The organism is Nonomuraea sp. NPDC051941 (genome assembly GCF_044593615.1).
This window is the reverse complement of the sequence record NZ_JBIUCF010000035.1, coordinates 32,760-57,515: the sequence shown is the minus strand read 5'-3', so window position 1 is coordinate 57,515 and position 24,756 is coordinate 32,760. Positions and strand designations below refer to the sequence as shown.

General features: G+C 64.4%; 28 protein-coding genes and 1 pseudogene. 21 read left to right on the top strand and 8 right to left on the bottom strand.

From position 1 onward, the window contains the following. Position 1 precedes the first annotated feature (1 nt). Together ACIHFD_RS43755 and ACIHFD_RS43750 are read left to right on the top strand one after the other, a co-directional pair. On the top strand, positions 2-439 hold the full coding sequence (locus tag ACIHFD_RS43755; protein ID WP_397371951.1) for an arsenate reductase ArsC: 438 nt from the start codon (positions 2-4) through the stop codon (positions 437-439). A gap of 38 nt (positions 440-477) precedes the next feature. Then, on the top strand, positions 478-963 hold the full coding sequence (locus ACIHFD_RS43750) for a GNAT family N-acetyltransferase (RefSeq protein WP_397371950.1): 486 nt from the start codon (positions 478-480) through the stop codon (positions 961-963). An 878-nt stretch (positions 964-1,841) separates the two neighbouring features. Here ACIHFD_RS43750 and ACIHFD_RS43745 read toward each other — a convergent pair. From ACIHFD_RS43745 to ACIHFD_RS43730, 4 genes and pseudogenes are all read right to left on the bottom strand, one after another. Beyond that, positions 1,842-3,281, bottom strand: a complete 1,440-nt coding sequence (locus ACIHFD_RS43745; RefSeq protein WP_397371949.1) for a hypothetical protein — start codon at positions 3,279-3,281, stop codon at positions 1,842-1,844. A gap of 725 nt (positions 3,282-4,006) precedes the next feature. Beyond that, positions 4,007-4,498 carry a hypothetical protein gene (locus ACIHFD_RS43740; RefSeq protein WP_397371948.1) on the bottom strand — a complete coding sequence of 164 codons (492 nt, stop codon included), beginning with the start codon at positions 4,496-4,498 and terminating at the stop codon, positions 4,007-4,009. 41 nt (positions 4,499-4,539) lie between these two features. After that, positions 4,540-4,686 (bottom strand): annotated as a pseudogene (locus ACIHFD_RS43735) (group II intron maturase-specific domain-containing protein); the annotation flags it as partial. Positions 4,687-5,768: 1,082 nt separating this feature from the next. Beyond that, positions 5,769-6,554 (bottom strand): hypothetical protein, encoded by a 786-nt coding sequence (locus ACIHFD_RS43730; RefSeq protein ID WP_397371947.1) that lies wholly within the window; start codon positions 6,552-6,554, stop codon positions 5,769-5,771. A gap of 468 nt (positions 6,555-7,022) precedes the next feature. Here ACIHFD_RS43730 and ACIHFD_RS43725 point away from each other — a divergent pair, with 468 nt between their 5' ends. The 5 genes from ACIHFD_RS43725 (at position 7,023) to ACIHFD_RS43705 (ending at position 13,549) form a co-directional block, all read left to right on the top strand. Next, positions 7,023-8,333 carry a DNA methyltransferase gene (locus tag ACIHFD_RS43725; RefSeq protein WP_397371946.1) on the top strand — a complete coding sequence of 437 codons (1,311 nt, stop codon included), beginning with the start codon at positions 7,023-7,025 and terminating at the stop codon, positions 8,331-8,333. A gap of 150 nt (positions 8,334-8,483) precedes the next feature. Then, a complete protein-coding gene (locus tag ACIHFD_RS43720; RefSeq protein WP_397371945.1) occupies positions 8,484-8,669 on the top strand; it encodes a hypothetical protein in 186 nt (61 codons plus the stop codon). Continuing rightward, positions 8,659-11,049 (top strand): hypothetical protein, encoded by a 2,391-nt coding sequence (locus ACIHFD_RS43715; RefSeq protein ID WP_397371944.1) that lies wholly within the window; start codon positions 8,659-8,661, stop codon positions 11,047-11,049. Before ACIHFD_RS43720 ends, ACIHFD_RS43715 begins: the two co-directional genes overlap by 11 nt. A gap of 89 nt (positions 11,050-11,138) precedes the next feature. After that, positions 11,139-11,978, top strand: a complete 840-nt coding sequence (locus ACIHFD_RS43710) for a hypothetical protein (protein ID WP_397371943.1) — start codon at positions 11,139-11,141, stop codon at positions 11,976-11,978. Continuing rightward, positions 11,978-13,549, top strand: coding sequence for an SIR2 family protein (locus tag ACIHFD_RS43705; protein WP_397371942.1), 1,572 nt, complete (start codon positions 11,978-11,980; stop codon positions 13,547-13,549). Before ACIHFD_RS43710 ends, ACIHFD_RS43705 begins: the two co-directional genes overlap by 1 nt. 796 nt (positions 13,550-14,345) lie before the next feature. Here the strand turns inward: ACIHFD_RS43705 and ACIHFD_RS43700 are convergent. Then, on the bottom strand, positions 14,346-15,101 hold the full coding sequence (locus ACIHFD_RS43700) for an XRE family transcriptional regulator (protein ID WP_397371941.1): 756 nt from the start codon (positions 15,099-15,101) through the stop codon (positions 14,346-14,348). A 146-nt stretch (positions 15,102-15,247) separates the two neighbouring features. Between ACIHFD_RS43700 and ACIHFD_RS43695 the strand changes: the two genes are divergently transcribed. The 3 genes from ACIHFD_RS43695 (at position 15,248) to ACIHFD_RS43685 (ending at position 16,693) form a co-directional block, all read left to right on the top strand. Continuing rightward, positions 15,248-15,595, top strand: a complete 348-nt coding sequence (locus ACIHFD_RS43695; protein WP_397371940.1) for a hypothetical protein — start codon at positions 15,248-15,250, stop codon at positions 15,593-15,595. Continuing rightward, positions 15,576-16,058: a GntR family transcriptional regulator gene (locus ACIHFD_RS43690; RefSeq protein WP_397371939.1), complete on the top strand. Its 483-nt coding sequence runs from the start codon at positions 15,576-15,578 to the stop codon at positions 16,056-16,058. Before ACIHFD_RS43695 ends, ACIHFD_RS43690 begins: the two co-directional genes overlap by 20 nt. A gap of 68 nt (positions 16,059-16,126) precedes the next feature. After that, on the top strand, positions 16,127-16,693 hold the full coding sequence (locus ACIHFD_RS43685) for an HD domain-containing protein (protein ID WP_397371938.1): 567 nt from the start codon (positions 16,127-16,129) through the stop codon (positions 16,691-16,693). On the opposite strand, the gene ACIHFD_RS43680 is transcribed toward ACIHFD_RS43685, so the two are convergent. After that, complete coding sequence (locus ACIHFD_RS43680) at positions 16,661-17,137, bottom strand: NUDIX hydrolase (protein ID WP_397371937.1); 477 nt, start codon at positions 17,135-17,137, stop codon at positions 16,661-16,663. The genes ACIHFD_RS43685 and ACIHFD_RS43680 overlap by 33 nt on opposite strands. Positions 17,138-17,139: 2 nt before the next feature. Then, positions 17,140-17,880 (bottom strand): XRE family transcriptional regulator, encoded by a 741-nt coding sequence (locus ACIHFD_RS43675; protein ID WP_397371936.1) that lies wholly within the window; start codon positions 17,878-17,880, stop codon positions 17,140-17,142. A 152-nt stretch (positions 17,881-18,032) separates the two neighbouring features. Here ACIHFD_RS43675 and ACIHFD_RS43670 point away from each other — a divergent pair, with 152 nt between their 5' ends. Together ACIHFD_RS43670 and ACIHFD_RS43665 are read left to right on the top strand one after the other, a co-directional pair. After that, a complete protein-coding gene (locus ACIHFD_RS43670) occupies positions 18,033-18,248 on the top strand; it encodes a hypothetical protein (RefSeq protein ID WP_397371935.1) in 216 nt (71 codons plus the stop codon). Further along, entirely contained in the window at positions 18,245-18,436 is a 192-nt protein-coding gene (locus ACIHFD_RS43665) for a hypothetical protein (protein WP_397371934.1), read from the top strand. The genes ACIHFD_RS43670 and ACIHFD_RS43665 overlap by 4 nt, the downstream gene beginning before the upstream one ends. Here ACIHFD_RS43665 and ACIHFD_RS43660 read toward each other — a convergent pair. After that, a complete protein-coding gene (locus ACIHFD_RS43660) occupies positions 18,396-18,752 on the bottom strand; it encodes a GntR family transcriptional regulator (protein WP_397371933.1) in 357 nt (118 codons plus the stop codon). The two genes, ACIHFD_RS43665 and ACIHFD_RS43660, sit on opposite strands and share 41 nt — an antisense overlap. A 109-nt stretch (positions 18,753-18,861) precedes the next feature. On the opposite strand from ACIHFD_RS43660, the gene ACIHFD_RS43655 reads away from it, so the two are divergent. From ACIHFD_RS43655 to ACIHFD_RS43615, 9 genes are all read left to right on the top strand, one after another. Then, positions 18,862-19,191, top strand: a complete 330-nt coding sequence (locus ACIHFD_RS43655) for a hypothetical protein (protein WP_397371932.1) — start codon at positions 18,862-18,864, stop codon at positions 19,189-19,191. Then, entirely contained in the window at positions 19,184-20,503 is a 1,320-nt protein-coding gene (locus ACIHFD_RS43650; RefSeq protein WP_397371931.1) for an FtsK/SpoIIIE domain-containing protein, read from the top strand. The genes ACIHFD_RS43655 and ACIHFD_RS43650 overlap by 8 nt, the downstream gene beginning before the upstream one ends. A gap of 15 nt (positions 20,504-20,518) precedes the next feature. Continuing rightward, positions 20,519-21,166 carry a DUF2637 domain-containing protein gene (locus tag ACIHFD_RS43645; protein ID WP_397371930.1) on the top strand — a complete coding sequence of 216 codons (648 nt, stop codon included), beginning with the start codon at positions 20,519-20,521 and terminating at the stop codon, positions 21,164-21,166. Positions 21,167-21,181: 15 nt separating this feature from the next. Beyond that, a complete protein-coding gene (locus tag ACIHFD_RS43640; protein ID WP_397371929.1) occupies positions 21,182-21,523 on the top strand; it encodes a hypothetical protein in 342 nt (113 codons plus the stop codon). Between the two features lie 15 nt (positions 21,524-21,538). Then, a complete protein-coding gene (locus ACIHFD_RS43635) occupies positions 21,539-21,700 on the top strand; it encodes a hypothetical protein (RefSeq protein ID WP_397371928.1) in 162 nt (53 codons plus the stop codon). Positions 21,701-21,703: 3 nt separating this feature from the next. Then, the gene (locus ACIHFD_RS43630; RefSeq protein ID WP_397371927.1) at positions 21,704-21,826 is read left to right on the top strand and encodes a hypothetical protein; all 123 of its coding nucleotides are present in this window, start codon (positions 21,704-21,706) and stop codon (positions 21,824-21,826) included. 95 nt (positions 21,827-21,921) lie between these two features. Continuing rightward, a complete protein-coding gene (locus ACIHFD_RS43625) occupies positions 21,922-23,313 on the top strand; it encodes a replication initiator (protein ID WP_397371926.1) in 1,392 nt (463 codons plus the stop codon). Next, a complete protein-coding gene (locus ACIHFD_RS43620) occupies positions 23,310-23,495 on the top strand; it encodes a helix-turn-helix domain-containing protein (RefSeq protein WP_397371925.1) in 186 nt (61 codons plus the stop codon). The genes ACIHFD_RS43625 and ACIHFD_RS43620 overlap by 4 nt, the downstream gene beginning before the upstream one ends. Further along, complete coding sequence (locus ACIHFD_RS43615) at positions 23,492-24,709, top strand: tyrosine-type recombinase/integrase (RefSeq protein ID WP_397371924.1); 1,218 nt, start codon at positions 23,492-23,494, stop codon at positions 24,707-24,709. The genes ACIHFD_RS43620 and ACIHFD_RS43615 overlap by 4 nt, the downstream gene beginning before the upstream one ends. Positions 24,710-24,756: the final 47 nt, after the last annotated feature.

Here is a 24,756-nt window from a genome sequence, read left to right as displayed (position 1 = left end):
CGTGCCGGACCAGATCGACGCGCCGCCGCAGGTGTTGTTCGTGTGCGTGCACAACGCGGGCCGCTCCCAGATGGCCGCCGCCTTCCTGACCCACCTGGCCGGCGATCGAGTACGCGTGCGTTCGGCCGGTTCCGCGCCCGCCGATCAGGTGAACCCGGCCGTGGTGGAGGCGATGGCAGAGCGTGGCATCGACATCTCCGCCGAGATTCCCAAGGTGCTCACCGTCGATGCCGTCCAGGCCAGCGACGTCGTGATCACCATGGGTTGCGGCGACGCCTGCCCGATCTTTCCCGGCAAGCGCTACGAGGACTGGGCGCTGGACGACCCGGCCGGCCAGGGCGTCGAAGCCGTGCGCCCGATCCGGGACGCGATCGAGGCCCGCGTACGTGCGCTGATCTCTGACCTCACCTCCGCTACCGCGGACACGGCGATCAGGTGAGCGTGGACGGGGCGGCCCATGGGCCGCTCATCGAGTCCATGCGTGCTGCTCATGCCGATCAGGTTCTGGCCGTCTACCAGCTCGGCATCGACGAAGGCCAGGCCACCTTCGAGACCACCGCCCCGACCTGGGCCCAGTTCGACACGTCCAAGCTGCCCGACCATCGCCGCGTCGCCCTCGGCACCCTCGACGGCACGCCTGATCGGCTACTCGGCTGGATCGCCGCATCGGCCGTTTCGGCCCGCAGCGCGTACGCCGGTGTGGTCGAGCATTCGGTCTACGTGCACCCCGGTGCCCGCCGCCGTGGCGTCGGCCTGGCGCTGCTGCGGGCACTGATCGCCTCCACGGAGGCCGCGGGCATCTGGACGATCCAGTCCGGCATCTTCCCCGAAAACGCCGCCAGCCTGACCCTGCACGCTCGCGCCGGGTTCCGGGTGATCGGCGTCCGCGAACGCATCGGCCGCCACCACGGGATCTGGCGGGACGTCCTACTGATTGAACGTCGCAGCCCCATCGTCACCTGACCTCGCTACCGGGTCCGGCCGCAGTTCGAGGCTTCCCCGACGTCGGGGGTCTCCGATCTCTGATCACCGCAAGCACAAGGAGATGGGTCAACAGGCCAATACCCAGGATCAGTCCAGCGACCTGAAACGCAGGCGTCGTGAGCTCACCGGACAGGGACTTGAAGGTCAAGACAAACCCCAGCCAGAGCTGAGACCCGCCCCCGAGGCGTGCTCGAACCCAGGGAATGCTCCGCAGAACAGCCACCGCCGAGATGACAAAGCAAAGATCAGAAAGAACGCGGCAAGGTCGTGGGGAGGGTTCATCAGCAACAGCGCCATCCCGCCCACGAGACCCACCGCTGATATTGCGACCACGATCACGCGCTGCGGCACGGTCAGAGCGTCAAACCACGACCTCTTCTGATCAACTGGCTCCACGGGCTCGCTGTCCCACAAGTGGCCATAAGCGACCACCCACGTCCCGACACCGCCTTGCCAGGGAATCCTTAGACGCCCAAAAGCCCCCCGCGATCACGCGGGGGGCTTTTGGCCTGGAGCCGCCTTGGGGCTTCGAACCCCAGACCCTTCATTACGAGCAAAATCAAGGACCTGCTCATCCTCCCCCGCCGAGGAGGTGACCTGCCTTTCGTCGTCCGTCAGAGTCCGTGGACGTCCATGATCGAACTTCCTCGTTGTCGCCCACTTCGTCACCCAGTCGGGTTGGCAAGGCCTTCGGGTGCCAGGGACAAAGCCGCGGCTTAGCGCGGCTTTGCCGACCCGATCGCTCCCAGGCCGCATGCCTGGTGGGCGACAGGCGCACGGCTGGGTGACGGCGCCCTGCGCCACCGCCCCTTGATCCTATGAGATCCATTCGGCAGGGCACTGGACGCCGTTTGGCCTCATTCCTTCAGTTCGGTCTTGGCGGCGAACAGAGTTCCCCGTTCCGTGCCCTGCCCCCGGCGAATGTTCAGGCCCTCCTTGCGGAAGCTGATCCATCCTTCACCGTCAGTCAGTCCCCGCACGATTCTGGTTTTCACGATGTCGTGAGTCGCATAACCGACGTCCAGATGAGTCAGGTGACTGTCGTCCTTCCGGTGGACTTTGAGCCCCTCCACGGGGAAGGTGATCCATCCGTCGTCGGCGCTTCTTCCTTGCACCCATTCGGTGTTGATGCCGTTGAGATCGGCCTTGTCGGCGTGCACGGTTCCCCAGGCGTGCCCGGCTCCCTTACGCACGTCCAGCCCGTCCTTGGAGAAGCCGATCCATCCGTCGTCGGCGCTTCTCCCCTGCACCCATTCGGTGTTGATGCCGTTGAGGTCGGCCCTGTCGGCGTGCACGGTTCCCCATGCCCCGCTTCCGTTGCGGACGTCGAGCCCGTCCTTGGGGAAGGTGATCTTTCCGTCGTCGGCGCTCCTCCCCTGCACCCACCCGGTGTTCACACCGTTGAGATCGGCCCTGTCGGCAGTCACGGTCCCCTGCCCGCCAGAGTTGTCCGAGATCTCTACCCCTGTACCGATGAAGGTGACGCGCCCCTTCTTTCCGTCCACCACCCCCTGGACCCAGGGCGTGTCAATCCCGGTGGTGGCGGTGAGCGTTTCCAGGACGGGGAAGCGCACTTGGACGGTGGTGGTGAGGAAGTGCTGCTTCTGGGTGACGGGGTCGGTGGCAACGAGCGTGTAGGTGGTGGCCCGCTTCGGCGCGTCGGGCGGGGTCCAGGTACGCCCGTCCGAGGAAATGTCCTTCTGCCCGCCGGGGAACAGGATCTTGTAGTCGAATTCGGGGGACCCCTCCCAGCTCAGCGTGAGGTTTTCGCCGACGCCCACCATGCCCTTGTCCGGGTGGAAGTCACGCGGCGCCGGAATCTCCTTCGGAGCGGTCTTGACCAGCGCCACCGACGTGTAGCGGGTGTGCTCCCCGTCATCGTCTTCGGTCTTCTCTCTCACCGTCAGCACGGCCGGCCCGGCGGTGGCGGCAATGGTGACGTTCTCCATCGTCAGCACCAGGTAGTCGCCGGGTTTGAAAGAAGCCACACCCCCGCTCTTGGGGGTGACTTCAAAGACGTTGGTGTCCCGCTGCGGGTCGACCTTCACCTCCTGGGTTATCGCCTGGGTCCCCCACCGGTTGTCGGTGTACTTGCCCTTCATCTCCGGGAGGTTCGGGGTGAGGTCGCCAACGCCGTCGCCGACGGGCACCCTCACCTCGATCCTGGACCAATCCGTCCTCCTTGCGGTGTTGGTGATGACCAGGTACACCGTCCCTGTGGATGTGGACCTCCGTCCGGCCGCTGACGCCTCCACGGACGCCGGGTCGGTGAAGACGGTGTAGGTCAATGCGGTCATGATCACGACTCCTTTTTTGGAGGACGGCACAGGCCGATGCGCCGCCCGCCCCGAGAGCACCGGGGGCAGGACAGGCGGCGACGCTGGGACACATTCGAAACCCCCCGCTTGGAGATACGCCCCAGAAGATCGCCCTTTAGATCCAAACGTGCGCATTGGAGCGCGACAATAGAACGCGAGGCGGCCATAGCAGGGCGATTCAGCAATACCTTCAGCGTCTTGACAAGCATTCGGTCCATGCGCCACTGGCGCGCCGCGAATGCCTGCCAAACCGTACGCCTGCGCGAGTGTCCCGGTTGCCGTCAGGATGCATGGCGCAAAGCCGGAAACCCCGCCCCTCTTACGAAGTACGGGCCGCCCTCGATGCTCAGGCCATGTGGCTGTGGATCCCCGAGAAGCCGCTCATGGGCAGACCTCTGGTCTTTCCCGAGGACTGGGGCACGCTCTTCCCGCCGGCCAGGCCGCCAGCCCGTTCACCGCGGCACTCGCCGAACTGCTCGCCCTTCAGGTCAACCAGTTACACATACGATTAGCGACGGCGGCCCGGCCACCAACGCCAAACTGCACAGCCCTGAGGGTGGCATTGATAGGCAGGGCTCGGGTCTGGCTCACCAGCCTGAGAACGCTGGATAAGCACAGGTGAGGGGCGTATCCGTTGGATCCTGCGCCATTACTACCGGGACCCCTAGAAGCTCACGTAGGTGGGCACCCCGGCGATTGCCGGTCTAGTCGTTGTCCTGGGCGATGAATTCGGCGTAACCGTCCGCGTCCCAATTGAAATCGGACTTGGGCTTGTGGTCATGGATCTCCATCTCAAACAGCCAGCCCTCGCCGTAGGGGTCCCTGATGAGTAGCTCCGGAGTGTTGGCGAGCTCGGTGTTGACGGCGACGACTTTCGCCTCGACTGGTGCGCAGAAATCGCTCCAATCCTCGTCAGGAGCAGCATCCCCGTCCTCCCACTCCTCGTCAGGATCAGCATCCCCCTCTTTACTCCAACTGACCCGACCGAAGTAGTCACCCAACTCGACGTAGCTACCTACCTCAGGCAACTGCACCTGCAGCCCTCTGTCGGGGATCTGACCTATGAAGAAGGTGGTGAAGCCGACCCTCACCCGGTCGCCAGGCGTGTCCAGCTTCCTGTTGCGCTCGAACCACTTCCCGTTGCCCCACATGTGCAGCTCACCGGCGTACAGGCGATCCTGGGGGTACTCGCTCACTTCTTCCTCCCGTAGAAAGGCAAACCGAACCCTTCTGATCTTCACCGGCGGCGGCCGTAGTGTCGAGGCCCCCGGACGGAGCGGTGCTGGACGACCGCCTTGGCGACCCTGTAGCGGAAGTAGGTCGCCCACCCGCGTAACATCCGGTTCAGACTCGTGATCGCTCGCCTGGCGGGCCGTCCCTTCCGAGCGGCCCGCCAGCGCCAAAACCTGCTGCAACACCGGGGGCCCTAGGGTGTTACAGCCTGCCTTCCGCGCAGCGCGCTCAGAAAGGCGTGCGAAGCACCATCGACTGGTCGGAGCATAGTTCGCTTGCCTGGTATCGCAGCTTGAGAGCGGCTGTTGAGGTCGTCACCGTCTCATAGAGACAACAGGAACAGCCATCCAAAAGGCCTGTCCCTGTCTTGGACTGCGTTAGTGCTGGTCGCGGCACGTTCAGGGACGGCAGGGACACTGACGGCCGAAGTCGCGTGTGCCCCATCTAGGGGCCCATGGGCTTCATGCCATGAAGCTCCAGCACGTCGGCGGGGCGTTGGTCCGGCCGCTGTCCAGGCCGGTGCGCTCGAACACCGTCTTGGTCAGTAGCCACGGGATCGACTCCGGGTCCGCCGCATACCTGGCAGAGCAGCTTGTTCATGCACCGCCACTGTCGCCGCGTGTTGAGCTTCCTCATGCGCTCGGAACCGCGCAGGCGGGGCTTGTCCAGCAGGTCGCGCACCCTGGCGCGCAGGACGCCCGGCTCCCAGGACTTGGCGGCGGGAGGCTTGATCCAGTCGCCAGGGTGAGACGGCTGGTAGGCCAGGCGCAGTCGGCCTGCATTGGGCTCGAAGGCGATCGGCGCTGTCACTAGTTCGTTCAGAGAGGCGCGGTGGCCATGGATCGGATCTTCAAGACATGAGCTCGGGAGGCTTAGACACCCAGAAGCCCCCCGCGATCACGCGGGGGGCTTCTGACCAGGAGCCGCCTTGGGGATTCGAACCCCAGACCCCTTCATTACGAGTGAGAACACGACCGTCCACGGACATCCACCCGGGTCCAGGACACCAGCTCTGGCGTTGTGAAGAGAGGGAGCCGTTCCACGGCCGTCCATGATTGTCCGAAGCCGTTGTTAGCACTCCTGTTAGCAGGATTGGTGCTCAGCCCGCATGGTCCGGTACCGAGGGACCCGTACCGCAGGATTCGCCGGAAGCGTGCAGGAACGTTTGGAAGCGCCTCAATCTCATCTAAGCGTATCGCGCGTTAATCCCATTCTAGAAGTCGCACAGAAACTTTATCCATGTAGTTGCGTCTTGCCGTTTTCCGCAGAGACCGCGTCCCGCCAAATGCACTCGAACTGGTCCAGCCAATAGGCGTACCATCTATCGCTTATCTGGCGAGTCAATTCGAAGTGCATTCGAGTGGAAGTGGACTGATTGTGGTAGCCATGAATTTCAACGAGAATTCTACCCTTATGCGCCAACGGATCGATTGCAACTAGACTGAAACCTGGATTGAATTTGGCCAAGCGGTATTCAAAAACGCCAGAGACCTCCCAAAGCGCTATATTATTCAATAGGTGGACGACGTTCTCCAGCGACGAGCCAAGCTCTTGTACGGGATAGTCGACATCCCCGTCAAGCTGCCGCGAGGCAATCTTGACGGCTGACGCTTCAGTCGGATCCAAGACTACGATTCTCAAAGCGCCCTCCCCCTTGGAGAGAACAGTGGAGCGCAAAGCTTCACAGTTCTGCGGAGACAGCAGATTGACAGCCGAGGGTGCGGCGATCCACACTTCCCGCGCATCCGCAATCTTCCGATGGAATGGAATATCATCAAAGCTTGAGCGGTCAACAAAGACTCGATCTACAGATGGCGTCATTTCCGGTACGGTGAGCCGATATATGAGGAGACCCATCCCAGAGAGTATGGCCGCCCATCGCAAATTGATAGGTATAACATCACCGACAACGGTTGCAACTGCAAAGACTAGAGAGAGAAAGGTGATCACATAGGCATCGATGTTTCTTCTCGATTTGAAGTCGTCAACTAGGCGCCGCAAAAGATCGCGCAACTCCACTCCTAATATTCGAGCATCTGTCGTCTACTTAAGCAATCCATTAGCCAATACGATTACACTGCGTCTAATCTGTTCAATATCGATGCTAATTTCGAAGCATTCTTGCAATATAGTCGGACGGCCCGCACCTGTTCAAGTGCGGCCGCAGCTCATCCATTTCCAGCCTTTATAGGGTGGTCCATGCTAGAGCGGTAGAGAAGCTGGCTTGCGCAATCAGGTAATAAGCATCGGGGAAGATGACCTCAGAGCGCAGACCGAGTTTGGACAACCTGCGTGGGCTCCACAGTAACCTCGGCTACGTTAGCCTCGCCACCTATGTGGCCTCCCCAGGCCGCGCGACCACCACACTGAGTGTGTTCCCGCAAAGTGGAGCAACCGTAGGGGCGGTCGGATCGCAAGTACTGCTACCGCCAGGTGAGGGGTCACACGCCGTGGCGCACACCCCGTGCTTCGTGGTCCAATAGCCTAATGTCCGCGCTTCCGCAGTCCTCAGCTCACAAATGGCCGCAAGAACCTGGCTCGGGTAGGGGGCGCAGCCACGGTACGAGCAGCACCGAGCCGTTCGACCGATGGTTCCGCTACCCAGCTGGCTTTGCCAGCGACTACGTGGCCATGCTGCTGGACAGCCTTGGCCTGGCTAAGGGCACATTGGTCGACTGTTTTGCCGGATCAGGTGTGACGGGGACTGCTGCACGAAAGCGCGGCCTCGACTTCGTAGGTATCGAGGCGCACCCGCTAGTTGCCGAGGTCGCAAGGCTCAAGCTCATCCCAATGGCGACCCCTGCCCAGGTGCGGGCACTGAGTGACGAGATCCGTGCGAGCGCGCAGGTCATGGCCAAGGTCGATACGAAAGCATTGACCGCTGAGACGGACCTAGTCAGGAGAAGTTTCGACAAGGAGACCCTGAGCAGACTGGTGGGGTTGCGTCGGCTGGTCCAGGACAAGATGGCCGAGCCGGCAGCGCCGTATTTGAAGTGGGCGCTCCTCGGGACCCTTCGTGATGTTGCAGATGTCAAGGTTGGCTGGCCCTACCAGCGGCCAGGTGTTTCCAGGAAGCCGCGATACACTGATCCGCTGGCTCGGCTCATGGCACGGGCGGAGATGATCGCGGAGGATCTTGAGTCCCTGGATCAGGATCGCGGCGCAGCAGAGATGGTCGTCGGAGACTCCAGGGACAGCCAAACTTGGGCCGGCGTCACTGATGCTGCGTCAGCATGCGTCGCCTCGCCGCCGTATCTGAACAACTTCGACTACGCCGACGCAACCCGGCTCGAGCTGTACTTCTGGGGTGAGGTCAGAACCTGGGCGGACATGTGCCGTGAGGTCCGCAGTGACATGCTCACCGCCACAACTCAGCAGTCGTCAGTAGGCGAGAAAGCCTCTGCCATCGCGGCGCTCGAGGCCATGGACGATGAAGCAGCGAGGCAGGTCCTTAAGCTCGTCGATGCGATCGGTGAAGTGCAGAAATCGCGCAGTCGAAGAGCAAAGGAGTATGACCGCGTGGCGCCGGCATACTTCGTCGCCATGCGGCAAATTCTCGAGAACCTACATGCCCATCTCGCCCCGGAAGCATCCGTGTTGTGGCTTGTCGGCGACAGCGCCCCATACGGCGTTTATGTCGACACACCTCGCCTGATCGGCGAGCTCGGTGTCGGAGCGGGGTTCGAGTTTGTCGATGACGTCCAGCTTCGGGTCCGGGGTAATCGGTGGGGCTCCAATACTGACCGACACAAGGTGGTGCTCTCGGAGCGACTGCTCATCCTGAGGCGGCCTGCTTGATCCACGTAGGGTGACCGCCGACGCGACACGGCCGCGAGACCTGGGGAATCTCGAGCCGACGGGCTCGCTGGCCAGCGACAACGATCGCAGCCGCCGGATGAACTTGTGGAGAACTGCGACACTGCGCCAGCAGCGCGGTAGGTTCTTGGCATGAGCGATGCCGGGCTGACGCTACGACTGCTGAGCGCAGTTGCACGGGACGTCGACGAGAGCACAAAGCCCTCTACCACGCCTGAGTCGGGGACATCGGTGACGAGCCGACAGATGCTCGATGCCCTCATTGAGACCGGCTTCGACTTGCCGAGCGCCATCGTAAGGGTTGCCCGTGACGATTGAGGTCAACGTCGAGTCGCATTCACGTGGCGGACTCCGACTGATCAACCATATTCCGGCCGATCGTCCCTGCCGTTTGGAAGGCAAGAACGGAATCGGTAAGTCGGCGCTGGTCCGGCTTCTCATGCTGATGAGCGGTATCCAACCCTATAAGCACGAACCGGGGGCCTGGCGGTCGCTCACCAAACTCGTGGGACCAACCATCGTAACTATCAGCGGCATGCAAGGGACGTTCTCGACTGCACGCCTGAAGCTGACGCCCGAGCTGTGGCCTGTAGAGCCCCCGGATGTGGTCGAGGACTGGCTCGGTGTACTTGAACTGGACGGTGTTACCAAAGCGGCGAGCAAGCTCTTCGCCCACTTTGACGTCGTTCACCTCGTGGGCACCGAGCGCCTGAGCGACACCCTCAGCCAGCAGTACGCACGCCTGGGCACCTCGCTGCGCGAGACGCAGGCAAGCCTGCGGACTTTGGAGAACCAGCGTGCCGAGCTCGGCGTGATCGCGGAGGAACTCGCGGAGGCGTCGCCACGTACGGCTGAGGAGGAGCGTACCGCGCTGCTGCGATCCCAGTCGGAGAGTCACCAGCTGTCTCAACAGATCGGAGCCTTAGCCCCGAAGGTCGACGACCTTCTTAAGGCGACTGCCCTGCGGGCACTGATCGACACCGGCGATGCCGCCGCCCAGGAGCAGCGGCTCAAAGACCTCCGTAAGGAGTTGGAGGCCGCGCGCGCAGTCCATCGCACCAGTGAGACCCAGCATGAAGCAGCCGTCGCATCTCTGAACAAAGGAACTAAAGCGCAACGAGACGCCGCCAAAATCGAGCGCAAGCTCCGCACGCTCGACAAGGAGCTTGATCGATTGGCGGCCAGGCAGGCCGCAATGGGCTCACGTCTGGAGGCCGTGGGCGTTGCCTCCGACGTAGAGCAGCTGGACGAGCAGGGCGCAGACAGACTAAACGCGGCGCTTGAGGCAGCACTGGCACTGCAACGTGAGGCTCAGTTGCAGGCGGCAAGAATCAACCGCACACAGGCGGAGAACGACCTTATCGATGAGCTGCGTGTGGTGCTCAAGAGCGCGGTCGAGAAGGGGCTGGGCGGTTTGTGTGTAGCGGCCCTCAATGGTGAGGACGTTACTGTCGCCGACCTCATCGGTGCGCTTGGTCAAGCGGTAAGTGATCCCGGTGCGGTTGACCTCGATGAACTCACTGAGGCCAACGCCGCGGTCTCGGAGCTGACAGAGCTGAAGCAGACCTTCCAGCGCCGTGAGGCACTCAGGGGCGAGGAGGACACTGCCCGCACCAGCCTGGAAAGGCTCGGGCCGACGATCGCCGGGCACGACGATCTACGCGAAAGGGCCAAAGGCGCCCGCGCCGACTTGGAGACAGCAAGCGCGAGAGTGCGCTCGCTTAACATGCAGATCGGCGCCATGACCCGATCAGGCCTTGGCGGAGCGGATGTGGACGATGCCGCGGCGCGGGTGTCGGAGCTTCTCGCTAAACACGGGGTCTCTACGGAGGCGTTGGCCCAGTCCCTCGCCGGGGCTCAGGCTGACTTGAGCGAGCTACGGCGACGCGACCATGAGCTCAAGCGCGACCAGGCCGAACTGTCGAACAAGGCGGCCCGTCGGCGAGTACTGCGCGAGACCTTTCGGAGTCGCGCTCACAGCGACCCTCATCGCGCGTGGTTGACAGAACTCGCTGCGGTACTCGCATTGAGGCCCGACGTTGGCATGACACACGAGGATCCCGGCTCGGGCACAGGAGACTGGACCGATTCTGTCTGGCAGGCGCTCTCGGATCATGTCACCTCCGTCCGCAGCGCGCTGACGCATTTGGTACGTGACGTAGGGGGCCTCGAGGCGGTCGCGCGGTCCAAAGGCACCTCAGGTCCCTACGGTCCCGGGCTGAGGGCTGTCATCGAGCAGGACGCCCAGGAGCAACTGTCTGCCCGCCCGATTGCCAAGGCGCTGTTCGACGACGGCACTGTCGAGCGAGTCAACCTGGATGACGAAACCGTCACTTGGACGACATCAAAGGGGGAGACCCGCACCCGGCCTCTGGCAGCGTTCTCCTCAGGCGAGCAGGCACTCGGATTCATGCGTGCACAACTGCAGCAAGTCGCGGCTGCGCCCGCGGAGAACCGGCTGATCTTTTTGGACGAGTTCGGTGCATTCATCGCTGCGGATCGTCGTCGACCGCTCGCGGAGCTACTCACCAGCGATGAGCTGCTCGGCCTTGCCAAACAGGTCATCGTCGTGCTTCCCTTGCAGGCCGACTACGAGGCCGAACTCGACCAGACGACTGGCGAGCTTCATGATATCTATGAGCGCAGAGCCCGCGACGTTGACGCCGCGGGCTACTTCACCGAGGTCTTCGAGCGGTGAGTGACACGCTATTTGGTGCGCCGCTTGCCATGGATGCCGCGACCCTCGAGCAATGGGTCCGAATCCTCTCCAGGAGTTGGATAGCGCTCATGGATGATCCTCCCGGCGATTTGGAGGCGGACCTTATCGCGCTGGCGCCCGTATTCACTTCGGGCGCGAAGCCCAAGGCGGTCAAGGAGAGGGTTTACTCGTTGCCCGCCGCGAACGCCGAGGACCATCTTCTTCCCTCCGACGTACTGGTGCCGATCGACGGTGCTTTGTTGATCACGCCCGAAGGCAGGATTCTTCTCGATGTGCTATTGGACCTCCAGCGCAGCGGCCATACGACGATCGATGTCTCTCAGCAGGTCAGAGCCCTCCAGACAGCAATCACACTGCGAACCGAGTGGCAACGTACGTGGCTGAAGAATCAGTTCGAGGGCACGCTGAGTGCGTCACCGCTCGGCGCAGCGCTCTTCCTCCTCGTGAACGGCTCGAACGGGCCTGAGGCCGCCTTCACTCTGCCGAGCGCGGACAGCGAAGACCGTCAGGTTGGCCAGATTATCCTGCCGCTCATTGCTAGGTTCAGCGAAAGGCTCGGCGGTCGCGTCCCGGAGACGAGCGGCGGAGTGCGCAAGCACTGGGTCTTCACCCAGGTCTCCCGGATCCTGGGGCGCGACGTCGCACGAGAGCCCGCCGTACGTGGCACGATCATGTACATCCGGCCTGGCCGTCAGGCCGCACTTCTCGACGAAGTTGCTTCGCGGCTAGCGAAACTCGCCGACGTCCATCGGCGTTACGAGGCGGTTTCTGGCCTGGTCGACGGCTATCGGGAGATCCGCGGCGAACTCGCGGCTCTCGGACAGATGTATGAGGACCCCACTGCGACTCGTCGGATCATCCAGCGCGTGGCCGATCCCATGACGGAACCACAGGCTGGGGGCAGCTGATGATCAGTCCACCCGGCCTGAAGCTGCTGGGCATGCTGGTCGAAGAGCACCGCCGAGATCGCGGAGGTACACCCGTCCTAGTTCCCTGTTTACACGAGGAACTCGACAAGGACATCGAACTCCTCGCTGCCGGTGCTCGACGATGCGGCGGTGCCCTGTTTCACCTCAACGCAGATGACGAATGGGAAGACCCTCCTGGCCCGATCGTGCGAGACCGCTGGAGCCTCCTACAGGGCATCTTCAGCACCACCCCTGACAACATTCTGCCTTCCTCGGTCAAGATCGAAGCCACGACGGAAGGCGTGACTGTCTCACTAGCGGACGAGTCGCTGACCCCCGAGCCATCTCTGGTTCTCATCCTTCGGGCAGCAGCAGTAATTGCCAGCAGCGCCTACGAGCAATTCGACATGGTTGCAATCGCAGTGACGGTTGCGTCAATCGACGCCGAGCGACGCGAGCTGCTGTGGAGGATGCTCACTGTTGATCCGGCCGACCTCAACATCAGCGGAAGCCAAACGACGCTGGTTCCCATCATCGGCACGCGGGTCGACCCACAGGTCGACTACCGGCGACGCCCCGACGTTCGCTACGTCGTGCGTTGGGATCGTGTGATCAGACGCTCAGCCCACGGCCGACTCCGCTCGATTGAGACGATCGCCGATCTCGGTGACAGGCCACTGGTGTTGTTCCTCGGAGCCGGCGCCTCAGCATCGGCTGGTATCCGGCTCGGCAACGCCTATCGTGACCTTGCTCTTGAACCATTCGTCGGTCGCCATAGCGACAGCCAGGCCGCCGGTGAGGCCTTCTTCGACTTCCTGCACGAGCGTCAGCATTTCCTGCCAGGAGAAACGGAATCACGCACTGCTTTCGCGGCCGACCTGACCCTTGAACGGGTCCTCCGTGAGACATTTATTGACCTGGGCTTTCGTCCCAGAACCGACAGCCCGGTGATCCAGGAGCTGAGCAATGACTGCGCGAACGCCCTTGGATTCGTCCGCCTTGGCCGCGCCGCCATCAGAGACCTCGCCCGGAAACTCTGCGGCCGACTGATCATCATTACGGTTAACTTCGATGAGCTCGTGGAGACCGACCTCGGCGTCGAATCCACTGTCCTGTATACACCCGAGCAGTTCGAGGCTTCACTTGACTACCTGAAAGAATACGCTAAAGGGGATGTCTCCCAACCTGTACCCGTGCTGAAGATTCACGGCTCCATCAGCGCTCCGAACTCCCTGATCGCCACGATCGACACAACCTCTGCAGGACTTCACGACAGCGTCCGTGCCGCTCTCAATGTGATTCTCGAAGGCGCCGGGCCTTCTCTCCGATGGGTGTGGGTTGGCTGCAGCATGCGTGACCGGGACGTCAACGCCTGGCTCGGCGGATTAAGCGCCGACGCACTAGACGAATGGTGGGTCGATCCCCTTCCCGGTCAACCACTCGACGAGTTCTTTGCCCGCCAACGTGCACCACGCTGGGCAAAGACCGGGCAACAGCTCGTTGATCGTCTCGTGGTCGATAGCGCAGACGGTTTTCTCCACGCGCTTGCTGAGGTTGTTAATCGCCTCTGACCCAAGGGATTCGCTCTCATGTTTGCAGCGACGCTACTCACCCCTGCCCGGTCCTGAAAGAGATCTCTCTCACGGGACGTCCGTGACCTTCTGTAGGATTGTTGCCCAAGTGAAACGCTACAGCTAAGGTCGTCCCTCTCGACGCCGCCCAAGCGTTGTATGAGGGTCATGACGCACGTAAAGGCACAGTCCGGCATGGTGGTAACACCTAGCTGATTTGGAAACGCCTCGAGGAAATTCGTCGAGGGAAACCACTCACGTTGATCGACGGACCCGAACTGGTCAGCCTGTTGCACGATTACTTTGACATAGATGCCACCATCTCGAATCGACGTCCCATGAGCCGAGATAACCAGTAAATCGCATGTGTCGATATTGTCCCCTCGGCGTCGTGCGCACGCCTCTACCTGAGAAACCAAGGAGCCATCCCGGAGCAGCTTGCACTTCACGGTGATCAGCCGTGATCCTCGGTGGGCCAGTGCTGAGGAACGAAGCCCTGGCCCTTCGATCGCCCCCAGCCACGTAGGGTGACCCGCCATGCCGTGGCGATCGTAAGGACCGCATTTGTGTGGCGGGCCGAACATTTAGCCGGAACGCTGGGTTCATGTGGCATGGCTCTATCGCCCTCGTGGCGTTACACATCTCTTTGGGTTCCATGTAACCGATGTGGCGTTCATAGCGTGTGGGTGGTGCTGGCCGCGACCGGCCGGAGAGCCGCAGCGCGGCCAGCGACCGCCCGACCCGCGGCAGGCCGCCGCAGGCGGGCTGCCCTTGATGACGTGTAGAGAAGTTGCTTTCAGGGCTGTCCGGAGTCTGATCGCGGCTGGTCCTTGTGTGGCGTGGCGGTAGTCCAGATTCGTTCGAAGCTGGCGAGGTAGACCGTTGATGCCCCTTGCTCGTCGGCGTGGTGGAGATGCATGACGGGGGCGTCGGCTGCTGGGGTGGCGTAGGCGTGGATGTTGACCAGGAGTTCGGTGTCTGCTCGGTAGATGGAGTTGTAGAGGACCGTGCGGTGTAGCCGGAGCTCGACGTTAGGGATGCCCAGTAGCGGGCGGTAGAGGGCGAGTGCGTTCTTGATGCGGGCTGCCATGACGTCGGAGCCGATTCCCTCGTCGGTTCCTCGCACGGCTACCTGAGGGCTGTTGGGGTCTCCGAGGAGCACGCGGACCTTGACGCCTGCGCGCGCTCGGTCGATGAGCGCATCGAGGATTCTGCGGTCTTCGAGGAGGAACAGGCCGCTGTAAGTGAGGATGTCGATCTCCTCCGCTGCGCCTTGGAAGAGGGTTTGCCACACGGTATGGGGAACGGCCCAGCGGTGGGGGTAGATCGCTTGTACGCCGTCTGCGAGTGGGCGGTGTTGCTGGGCGAGCTGCGGCCAAAGGTCGGTTTCGTGGACGTGGAGGAGATCGGCGACGGCCCAGCGGTGGCGCGGATAGGGGATGCGGCCCTTGAGCCAGCGGCTGACGGTCTTGGGATCAACGGCAAGGGCGGCTGCGACGTCGGTGGTGGTGATGCGGGCTGCGACCATCGCATTGCGCAAGTTGTCGTTCATGGAGACCGCCGCTCCTCTCTCGGGGCCGTCGTTGCCTGCGACGTTAACATGAGACGTCCCTAGACGTCCCTTAGTTGGGGTGTAGAGGTTCCCGCAGTGTGACCGATGCTCATCGGGCCGGAACAACCGCCGAAGGGACGGGACACATGCACAACGCCCGAGCACAGAGCCTTGCCTACCAGCAACGTCTGCTAACGGATCTGGGTAATGGGCTACGACCACGAGGCATCGCGGCGGTCTTGATGGCCGCTGAAGACGGGAGCCCCGGGTTGAGCGTCAAAGATCGTCGGTCTCGTATCCGCAAGATCTACGTCAACGTCCCGTTTTACTGGTTCTACTGGGGTGATCAGCCCGACGAGCGCACCAGCTGCCTCAACCTGGAGACCGCCGTCGAGAGGATTGAGCAGGCCGCCCGTGCCGGCTGGCGTGCCGGCGAGCAGGCCGAGCTGCGTATCGACCTGGGCATGATCGCTGATGCGTATCGGCGTGCCTGACCCCATGGTCTCGGATGAACGCCCGTGGCTGACGGGTGGCCGCGTCTACACCCAGATCGCGGATCGGCTGCGGGCGCAAGTCGCTGCAGGACGGTATCCGCCGGGTAGTTCGCTGCCGTCCGAGGCCAGGCTGTGCGCGGAGTTTCGGGTGGCCAGGAACACGGTCAGACGTGGCCTGGCCATCCTGGAGCAGGAAGGGTTGATCGTCACGGTTCCCTCCAAGGGCCGCGTGGTGAAGGATCCATCCGCGGACACCGCGTACCGTTATCAAGTGATCGCCTCTGAGCTGCGTGCCCAGATCGAGCAGGGCGAACTCGCCGCAGGGGCTGTTTTGCCAAGCGAGAAGGAGCTGCGGCAGCGGTATGAGGCCTCGCGGGCTACGGTGCGGCGGGCGCTGGGCGTGCTGGAGAGTGAAGGCGTGGTGGTGGTCGAGCACGGGCGGGGCCGGTTCGTCCGTCATTAGAGACGTCCTGGGACGTCCACACCCGCCCTCTAGATTGGTCCGGGTACGGCCTGTTTATGGTGAACAGCGTGGGACATGCTGACTGGGCTCATGACCTGGCCAAAGAACTGCTGGAGACGACCTTGCCCCGCCGCTGGGCACATACTCAGGGGGTGGCCGAGCAAGCTGCATCCTTGACGCCGATCCTCGGCGGAGAGGCCGACACCTTGATTGCCGCCGCGCTGCTGCACGACATCGGATACGCCCCAGACCTGGTCGACACGGGCATGCATCAACTCGACGGCGCCCGCTACCTGCGTGATGTGGTCGGCGCTGACGATCGTTTGTGCAGGTTGGTGGCCTACCACTCATGCGCGGACAACGAGGCTCGACAGCGGGATTTGCTCGCAGTCCTAACGGCCGAGTTCCGCCAAGAGCAGCCCGACCTGGCGCAAGCGCTGACCTACTGCGACATGACCACCGACCCGGATGGCCGGCACTTGGACGTGGAAGACCGGCTGGCAGAGATCCACTCGCGCTATGGCCGTGACCATGTGGTCAGCCGTTCGATCAGCGCGGCCACTCCCTGCATCGTGTCGTCGGTGCGTGCGGTGGAGGCCGCGCTATCCGATGTACGGCAGGGCGGTGCCGGTTAGGTAGTGGTCGATCCGCATCCGCATCGACCGGTCCATGAGTAGCGGTGCGAGCTGCTCGCGGGGGACCCATCGAACTTCGCGGGACTCCTCACTCGGGGTCGGCTCGCCACTGACGGCTCGGGCGGTGAGAACGATGGAGAACTCCTGGCGGGCCTCGCCGTTGCTGGTGTAGAGGATCACGTGCCTCGGGTCGCTGTAGGTCCCCACGAGGCCGGTGATCTCGCACGTAATCCCGGTCTCCTCGATCGTCTCCCGTATGGCCGCTGCCGGGATGGACTCGCCGAGGTCGATGGCACCGCCGGGGACGGCCCAGTTGTCGTTGTCGCTGCGGCGGATCATCAAGACGTCCCCGGCCGCGTTGGTGACGATGACGTTGACCGACGGGACCAGGCTGTTCGGCTGGGGTGCGGTCGGGTCGTTGTAGAAGTCGATCCGCTTGCCCACGATCAGGACTCCACCGGGGCGGCGTGCGCCCATACCTTCTCGAAACTGTCGGCGTAGGTGGTCACCATCTCCCCGCCGGCCACCCTCCGCAGATGCAGTACGGGCGCGTTCCCGGCGCGGGTGCCGTACACGTGCATGTTGACCAGGTAGTCGTCATCGGCCTGGTAGATCGAGTTGTACAGGATCGTCTGGTGGAGCCGGAGCTCGAAGTTGTCCAGGCTGAGGAGCGGCCGGTAGAAGACCAGCACGCTACGGATCTGTGCGGCCATGCTGTCCCCAACGCCCTCGTCCTGTCCCCGTTGAGCGACCTCGGCGCACTCGGGATCGCCGAGCAGAATGCGCACCCGCACGCCCGCACGCGCCTTCTCGCCCAGCAGGCGCACCATGGCAGCATCGTCGGCGAGGAACAGCCCGCTGTAGACCAGGACGCCGATCTCCTCGGACGCGGCCGTGAACAGACGTCCCCACGCGTCCCGGGGAACCGCCCAGCGGTGCGGATAGATCGCCAGGACCTCGCTCTCGGAAGCGGCGACCACCTGCTCACGCGAGAGCGCCTGCGGCCACAGGTACGTCTCGTCCACGCCCAGGTAGGAAGCTGTGGCGAAACGGTGCTTTCGGTACGGCTCGCGGCCCTTGGTGATCCACCGCTCCACCGTCTTGGGATCGACCTCGATCGCCTCGGCCAGATCCGCGACGCTCACGCCCTTCTGCAACAGGGCCGCGCGCAACCGTTCGTTCGCCATCTCACCTGCTCCCAAGGACGTCCGGGGACCTGGCCATCGTAGGCCGGACGTCTTGAACATGTCCCGTCGTGTAGTGATCTCGTCCTGACCCTGCGTCGCATCCTCGGTTGCACAACGCCACAACGGCAGCAACCGAAGGAGGAGATGCACTCATGAACAACGAGATCACCATCCTGGGCGAGACGCCCTCATGCGAGTGCGGCAACGCTCTGGCCGAGGGCCAGACCCGATGCTCCAAGTGCCTGGCGCGGGATCGCTGGACACGCAAGGAGCGGGCCAGGAACCGGCGCAACCGGCGGCGTTCCGAGAACCGGCGTCCCCCGCGTGCCCCTCGCGGCCTGGCTCAGGCGGGGGTGATCTGGTCATGACCACGATTCCGCTGATCATCGCCGGGGCGCTCGGCGTCGCGCTACTGGTGGGGTACGTGATGGTGCTGGTCGGCATCCGCCGGGAGGACAAGCGGCTGAGCCTGCGTCACGCGCCGGACGGGGCGTCGGCGTCGCTGGCGCGGAAGGTCACCGGCTGTCGCGTCCGGAACGGCGTGTCGTGGACGTAGCCAACTGCTCCTCGACCTTGGCCAGACGTACCGACAAGTCCTGTACGGCGGCGCGCAGCTCGGCCACCTCGCCGGCGGCCGGGGAATCGTCGGCGTCGCGGACGAATACGCCCTTGCCCTGCTGGCCGATCACCAGGCCCTCGTTGCGCAGGATGCCGACGGCCATCTTCACCACCGACAGCGAGGCGTCGTACTGCTCGGCGAGCTGGGCGGTGGACGGCAGCGGGGTCCCGGGCGCGAGGGAGCCGCCGCGGATCTGTGTTCGGAGATCGTCGGCGATCTGCAGGTAGCCGGGGCGCCCGGTGTTCTTGACCATCGCAGTCCATCACACCACGAAACAGCAACCAAGCCAACCGAGAGGACGTTGACAACCGAGCCAACTAGGTTAACTATGTTGGCTAAGACGAATAAGGAGGTCACAGCCCATGCGTTCCGTCCCGATCCCTGTGGATGTCAGCAAGCTCGCCATCACCTGCGTCAAAGCCCCGCACCCGCGGGTGCTCAACCGCGACACCGGCGAGATCAAGACCGACAAGAACGGCAACACCGTCTACGAGGTCACCGTCTCGGTCGAGGACGAGTTCGGCCGGATCGAACTCGTCAAGATCGGCATCACCGGCGAACCGCCCATCAGCGTCGGCGACCAGGTCAACGCCATCGGCCTGCTCGGCTACGTCTGGGAGATCGCCGGCCGGTGGGGCATCGCCTACCGCGCCTCGGCCCTGCTCCCCGTACGGGAGGCCGCCGATGCGTGACGCGCTGGAAATGCTCGCAGCCTTGACCGCTGTCGCGGTCGGGCTGTGGGCCTGGCGCCGCTACCACCACCCCTCCTTCTGGCTCGTACTCGGCTTCCCGCTCACCGCCCTATCCGTACGAGCGTCCTGGCGGCGCGTGGCTCTGGGGTGCGGGCTGACCAAGAAGCGGCAACGCTGGTGGTTCACCACCGTGCCCGGCGCGATTGCCTCCACCGGCCTGGTGAAGGTCTGCCGCCGATTCCAGCGGGTCGCCGTCGACACCAAACCGTTCATGTGGCTGCCGCTGCCGACCCGGCACGGCTGGCGCGTCACCTTGCACACTCTGGAAGGTCAAACGCCCGGCGACTACGCCGACGCCGCCGAACGCCTCGCCCACTCCTGGGGCGTGCACGCCGTACGCGTCTCCTCGCCTCGGCCCGGCCGCGTGGTGCTCATGGCCACCATGCGCGATCCGCTCGTCAAGGTCGACCAGCTCCCACCCTCGCCCGAACTTCTCAAGGTCACCGTGGGACGGCTGGAGACCGGCAAGCCGTGGACCATCGACTTCCGCACGGTGCCGCACTGGATCAATGCGGGCGCAACTCAGTCCGGCAAGTCCAACCTCGCCAACGCGCTCATCGTCGGCCTGGCCCCGCAACCGGTGGCGCTGGTCGGCTTCGATCTCAAGGGCGGAGTGGAGTTCACCCCCTACGCGCCCCGGTTGTCGGCGCTGGCCACCTCGCGCGCCGAGTCGGTCAGCCTGCTGTGTGACCTGGTCGGGTTGATGATCGACCGGATGGGGCTGTGTCGCCAGGCCGCTGCCCGCAACATCTGGCAACTCCCACCCGGCGTCCGTCCGGTCCCGGTCGTGGTCCTGGTCGACGAGTTGGCCGAGCTCTACCTGATGGCCGACAAGAGCGAGAAGGACGAAGTCGCCAAGACCTCCACCGCACTGCTCCGAGTCGCGCAGTTGGGTCGGGCGTTCGGCATCTACCTGTTCTGCTGCGGTCAGCGCATCGGCTCTGACCTCGGGCCCGGCGTCACCGCGCTGCGCGCTCAGTGCTCCGGTCGGATCTGCCACCGGGTCAACGACCCCGAGACCGCAACCATGACCCTCGGCGACCTCGACCCGGCCGCGCTGGTCTCCGCCCGCGCCATCGCCGCCGAGACACCCGGTGTCGCCATCGTCGCCGGCCAGGACGGCGAGTGGTACCGCGCCCGCTCCTTCTACGTCACCGAGCAAACCGCCGAACACTCCGCACGCGCTCACGCCCACCTCACCCCGTCCTGGGACGAGATCACCGCCCACCTACCCGAGCCCATCACCACCTGACCGAAGGGAGGAACGATGCGACGCCTCGCCCGCTGGCTGCTCGACACCGGCCCGGTCCTCGTCCTGGCCGCCATCGCAGGTGCCGGATCGTTCACCCACATCCGCGACACCGCCAGCCAGCACGGCCAGACCGGCTGGATGTCCTGGGCCATCGCCGTCTGCATCGACCTCACCTGCGTCATGGCCGCCCGCGAACGCCAACGCGACAAGAAGACCGGCAAAGCCCGGACGGGTCGCCTCACCTGGCCCGTCCTCGTCCTGACCGGCGGCATCGTCCTGTCCCTGGCCGCCAACCTCGCCCAAGCCGACCCAACCGTCTGGGGCTGGATCACCGCCGCCACCCCGGCCGCCGCCTTCCTCATCGCCATCTCGATGCTGGAACGCCGCTCCACCCGTCCCGAACCATCCGCCCCAGAGCCCTCGCCCGTCCTGGCTCCGTCCCCGGCTCCAGAACTCGTCCCGCACACCGCTCAGAACGAGGACGACGGCCAGGACGAGCGGGACAGCGACCTCGCGCCCGCCCTCGTCGACTACGCCCGCCGCGTCGCCGACGAACACCACGCCAAACACGGCAAGCCCATCACCCGCGACGCCCTACGCGCCCACCTGGGCGTGTCCAACCAACTCGCCTCCGACCTGCTGCGCACCCTGCGCACCGCCTGAAGGGAGAACTGACCAATGACCCACAACCACCGCACCGCCCTCATCAACGGCCTGCTCGACCTGGCCGCCTTCCTCGAAGCCCACCCGGACGTGCCCATCTCCTCCAGCGTCACCGTCCACCACTTCCCCGACCAGGGCAGCGACGCCGACCAACGCGCCGAGATCGACCAGATCGCCGCGCTCGTCGGCTCGGAGATCGACTACGAGGACTCCCCGTACGGCCACTACGCCACCTCGCGCCTGTTCGGCCCGGTGGAGTACCGAGCCGTGGCTGTCCTGGCCGCTGCCCGCGCCCGCCACGACGCCGAGTCCAGCTACCGCGGCTGCATCCAACCCGACCCGGCACCCGCCACCTGACCTGGAGGACCGATCATGCGCATCCGCCTCGACGGCACCCGGGCCGAAATCGTCGACGCCCTGTTCCGCCTGCGCCTGCACTTCACCGTCTGCGGCGTCTCCCGCGTCTACCCCGACCGTGCCCACCCGCGCCAGTGGCGCGTCTACCTCACCACCCGCTCACGAGAAAAGAGCTGACCCTTGCCCGAAACCCTGCCGGTGATCCACTACCGCTGCTGCACCTGCAACGGCACCGGCCTCGACTCCGAAGACGCCCGCTGCCTCGACTGCGACGGCACCGGCATCGACAACCACGGCGCATAACGCGCAGCGCCCCCGGCCTGGCCGTACATCCGCCAAGACGCCTGCCAGGTCGGGGGCCATCCCTTCACCCAAACGAGCGAAAGGAGGTCTCCATCTTGCCCACAACCCACGCCACCACGCACGCAAAAGCGGGCATGATCGCCCGACTCAACCACCCCGACTACGACCGCTGGGCAAACCAGATCAAGCGCACCGGCGGCTGCCGCCAGCCCATCCACCTGCGCGGCAAGGTCGACCACTACGACCCCGCCACCGGCCAACTCCTACACCGCTACACCACCCGTGCCGAGCCCGACGGCATCCTGCGCGTCCCATGCAAGACCCGCCGCGCCTCCCGCTGCCCGGCCTGCGCCGAGACCTACCGCGCCGACACCTACCACATCATCCGCACGGGCCTGATCGGCGGCAAAGGCGTCCCCGAAACCGTCACCACCCACCCGACACTGTTCGTCACCCTGACCGCCCCGTCCTTCGGCGCGGTCCACACCCGCCGCGAACACAACGGGAAGGTCCAGCCCTGCCACGCCCGCCGCAACGCCACCACCTGCCCGCACGGCCGCGTCATGTCCTGCACCGCCCGCCACGGCAGAGACGACGTACGCCTCGGCGAACCGCTCTGCCCAGACTGCTACGACTACACCGGCTCCGTCCTGTACAACGCCCTGGCCCCGCTGCTGTGGAAGCGCTTCGCCGACTCTGTACGCCGCCACCTCGCCAAGCTCGGCGGTCTGTTCCTCAAAGAGCTGCGCTGTCACCTAACGCTCTCCTTCGCCAAGGTCGCCGAATACCAGCGGCGCGGCGTCGTCCACTTCCACGCCGTCATCCGCCTCGACGGCCCCGGCGGTCCCGACGCACCGCCACCGGCCTGGGCCACCCCCGACACCCTGACGCGAGCAATCCGGCACGCGGCCAATGCCGTCTCTGCCGCTGCCCCGGCCTACGATGACCAGCCCGAGCGGGTCCTGCGCTGGGGCGACCAGCTCGACATTCGCCCCATCACCCTGAGCGGCGACCTTACCGAACAAGCCGTCGCCGGCTACATCGCCAAGTACGCCACCAAAGCCGCCGAATGCGTCGGCACCTTGGACCGCCGCATCCAGTCACTGGAGAGCCTGGACGCCTACGACCTGAGGGACCATGCCCAACGCCTCATCGTCACCTGCATTCGTCTCGGTGCCCTACCGGACTTGGCCGAACTCCGCCTCACTGACTGGGCCCACATGCTCGGCTTCCGCGGCCACTTCTCCACCCGCTCCCGCCACTACTCCACCACCCTCGGCGACATCCGCGCTGATCGTGAACAACACGCCCGCGACAATGAGATCACCACCGGCCGCCTCCCATTCTTCGACGACGACACCGTCCTCGTGATCAGCGAATGGGAGTACGCAGGCAAGGGCTACTCCGCTGGCGATCAAATCCTCGCCGCGGCCCTCGCAGGAACACCGCTGCCGACGGCCCAGGACACCGTAGGGAGCCGCCAATGACCCGGCTCCTACTCACCGTCGCAGAAGCCGCGGAAGCCCTGTCCATCTCCCGCAGCAAGCTCTACCAGCTGATCGCCTCCGGCGCGGTCGATTCCATCCGCATCGACGGCTCCCGCCGCATCCCTGTCTCGGCCCTCACTGACTACATCGCCCACCTGACCAGGAAGGAGATCGCCGCATGACCAAGACTCTCGTCGGCGCATCGGACGAGCAACCGCGCAAGAAGAAGGCGCCCAAACTGCGCGACGGCGTCATAAAGCGTGGAACCACCTGGGCCTACGTGATCAGGGTCCGAGACCCCGAAACGGGAGAGAGCAAGCCTCGGTGGGTAGGCGGCTTCGCCACCGAGGACGACGCCAAGGCGGCCCGCGATGAAGCCCGCGTCAACGCCCGACGCGGTGAATATGTCGATCGGAACGAAATCACGGTCACCGACTACCTGGACATGTGGATCGAAGATCACGCTATGGAGATCAAGCCCGGCACCCTGGAGGACTACCGGATCGGCATCCGGCTCTACATCAAGCCGCACATCGGCAAGATGCGCCTCCAAGCGGTCCGCCCATCCACGATCACCAAGCTCTACCGCGACCTTCTGACCACGGGCGGCAAGAACGGCAAACCGCTCAAGGTCTCAACGGTCACCCACACCCATGCCGTCCTCCGCCGCGCCTTCCGCGACGCCGTACTCGTTCACGAGTACATCAGCAGCTCACCCGTCGAGAAGGCCAAGCGCCCGCGGGCGAACATCGACGCACCTGGAACAATCTGGACGGCCGCTCAGCTCCGCATCTTCCTCGATCTAGCCCGCTCACATCGTCTCTACGCCTTCTTCCACTTGGCCGCCTACACCGGCGCCCGTCGCGGCGAACTGCTCAACCTCCGCTGGCGGGACATCGACCTCGACGGCAAGCACATCACCATCAAGGGCTCCGTGGGCATCGTGGAAGGCCAGCGTGTCGAAGGCACCACGAAGAGCGGGAGGACTCGCGTGGTCAGCATCGACGACACCACGGCAACCGTACTCCGCGAGCACCAGAAGGCCCAAGAAGCCGAGAAGGCCCGCGTCGGCGACTCCTGGAAGAGCACCGACGACACCGTGTTCACGACGGCCTGGGGCGGCTCCATCTACCCCACGACTGTCACGGGCCTGCCGCGCAAGCTCATAGAGGCCCACAACAAGACCGCCACCGACCCACTACCGATGATCCGCCTGCACGATCTACGCCACGTACACGCGACCCTGCTGCTCCTGGCCGGCGTCCCCGTCCACATCGTCGCTGCCCGCCTCGGCCACGCCGATCCCGCAATTACACTGCGCGTCTACGCCCACGTGATCCGCTCAGCGGAAACCGCCGCCGCTGACATCTTCGCTAAGTCAGTGCGCGACGGCTGATAAGCAGAAGCTGCTTGGGTCTGGGTTTCGCTGAATTCTTGTTGTCA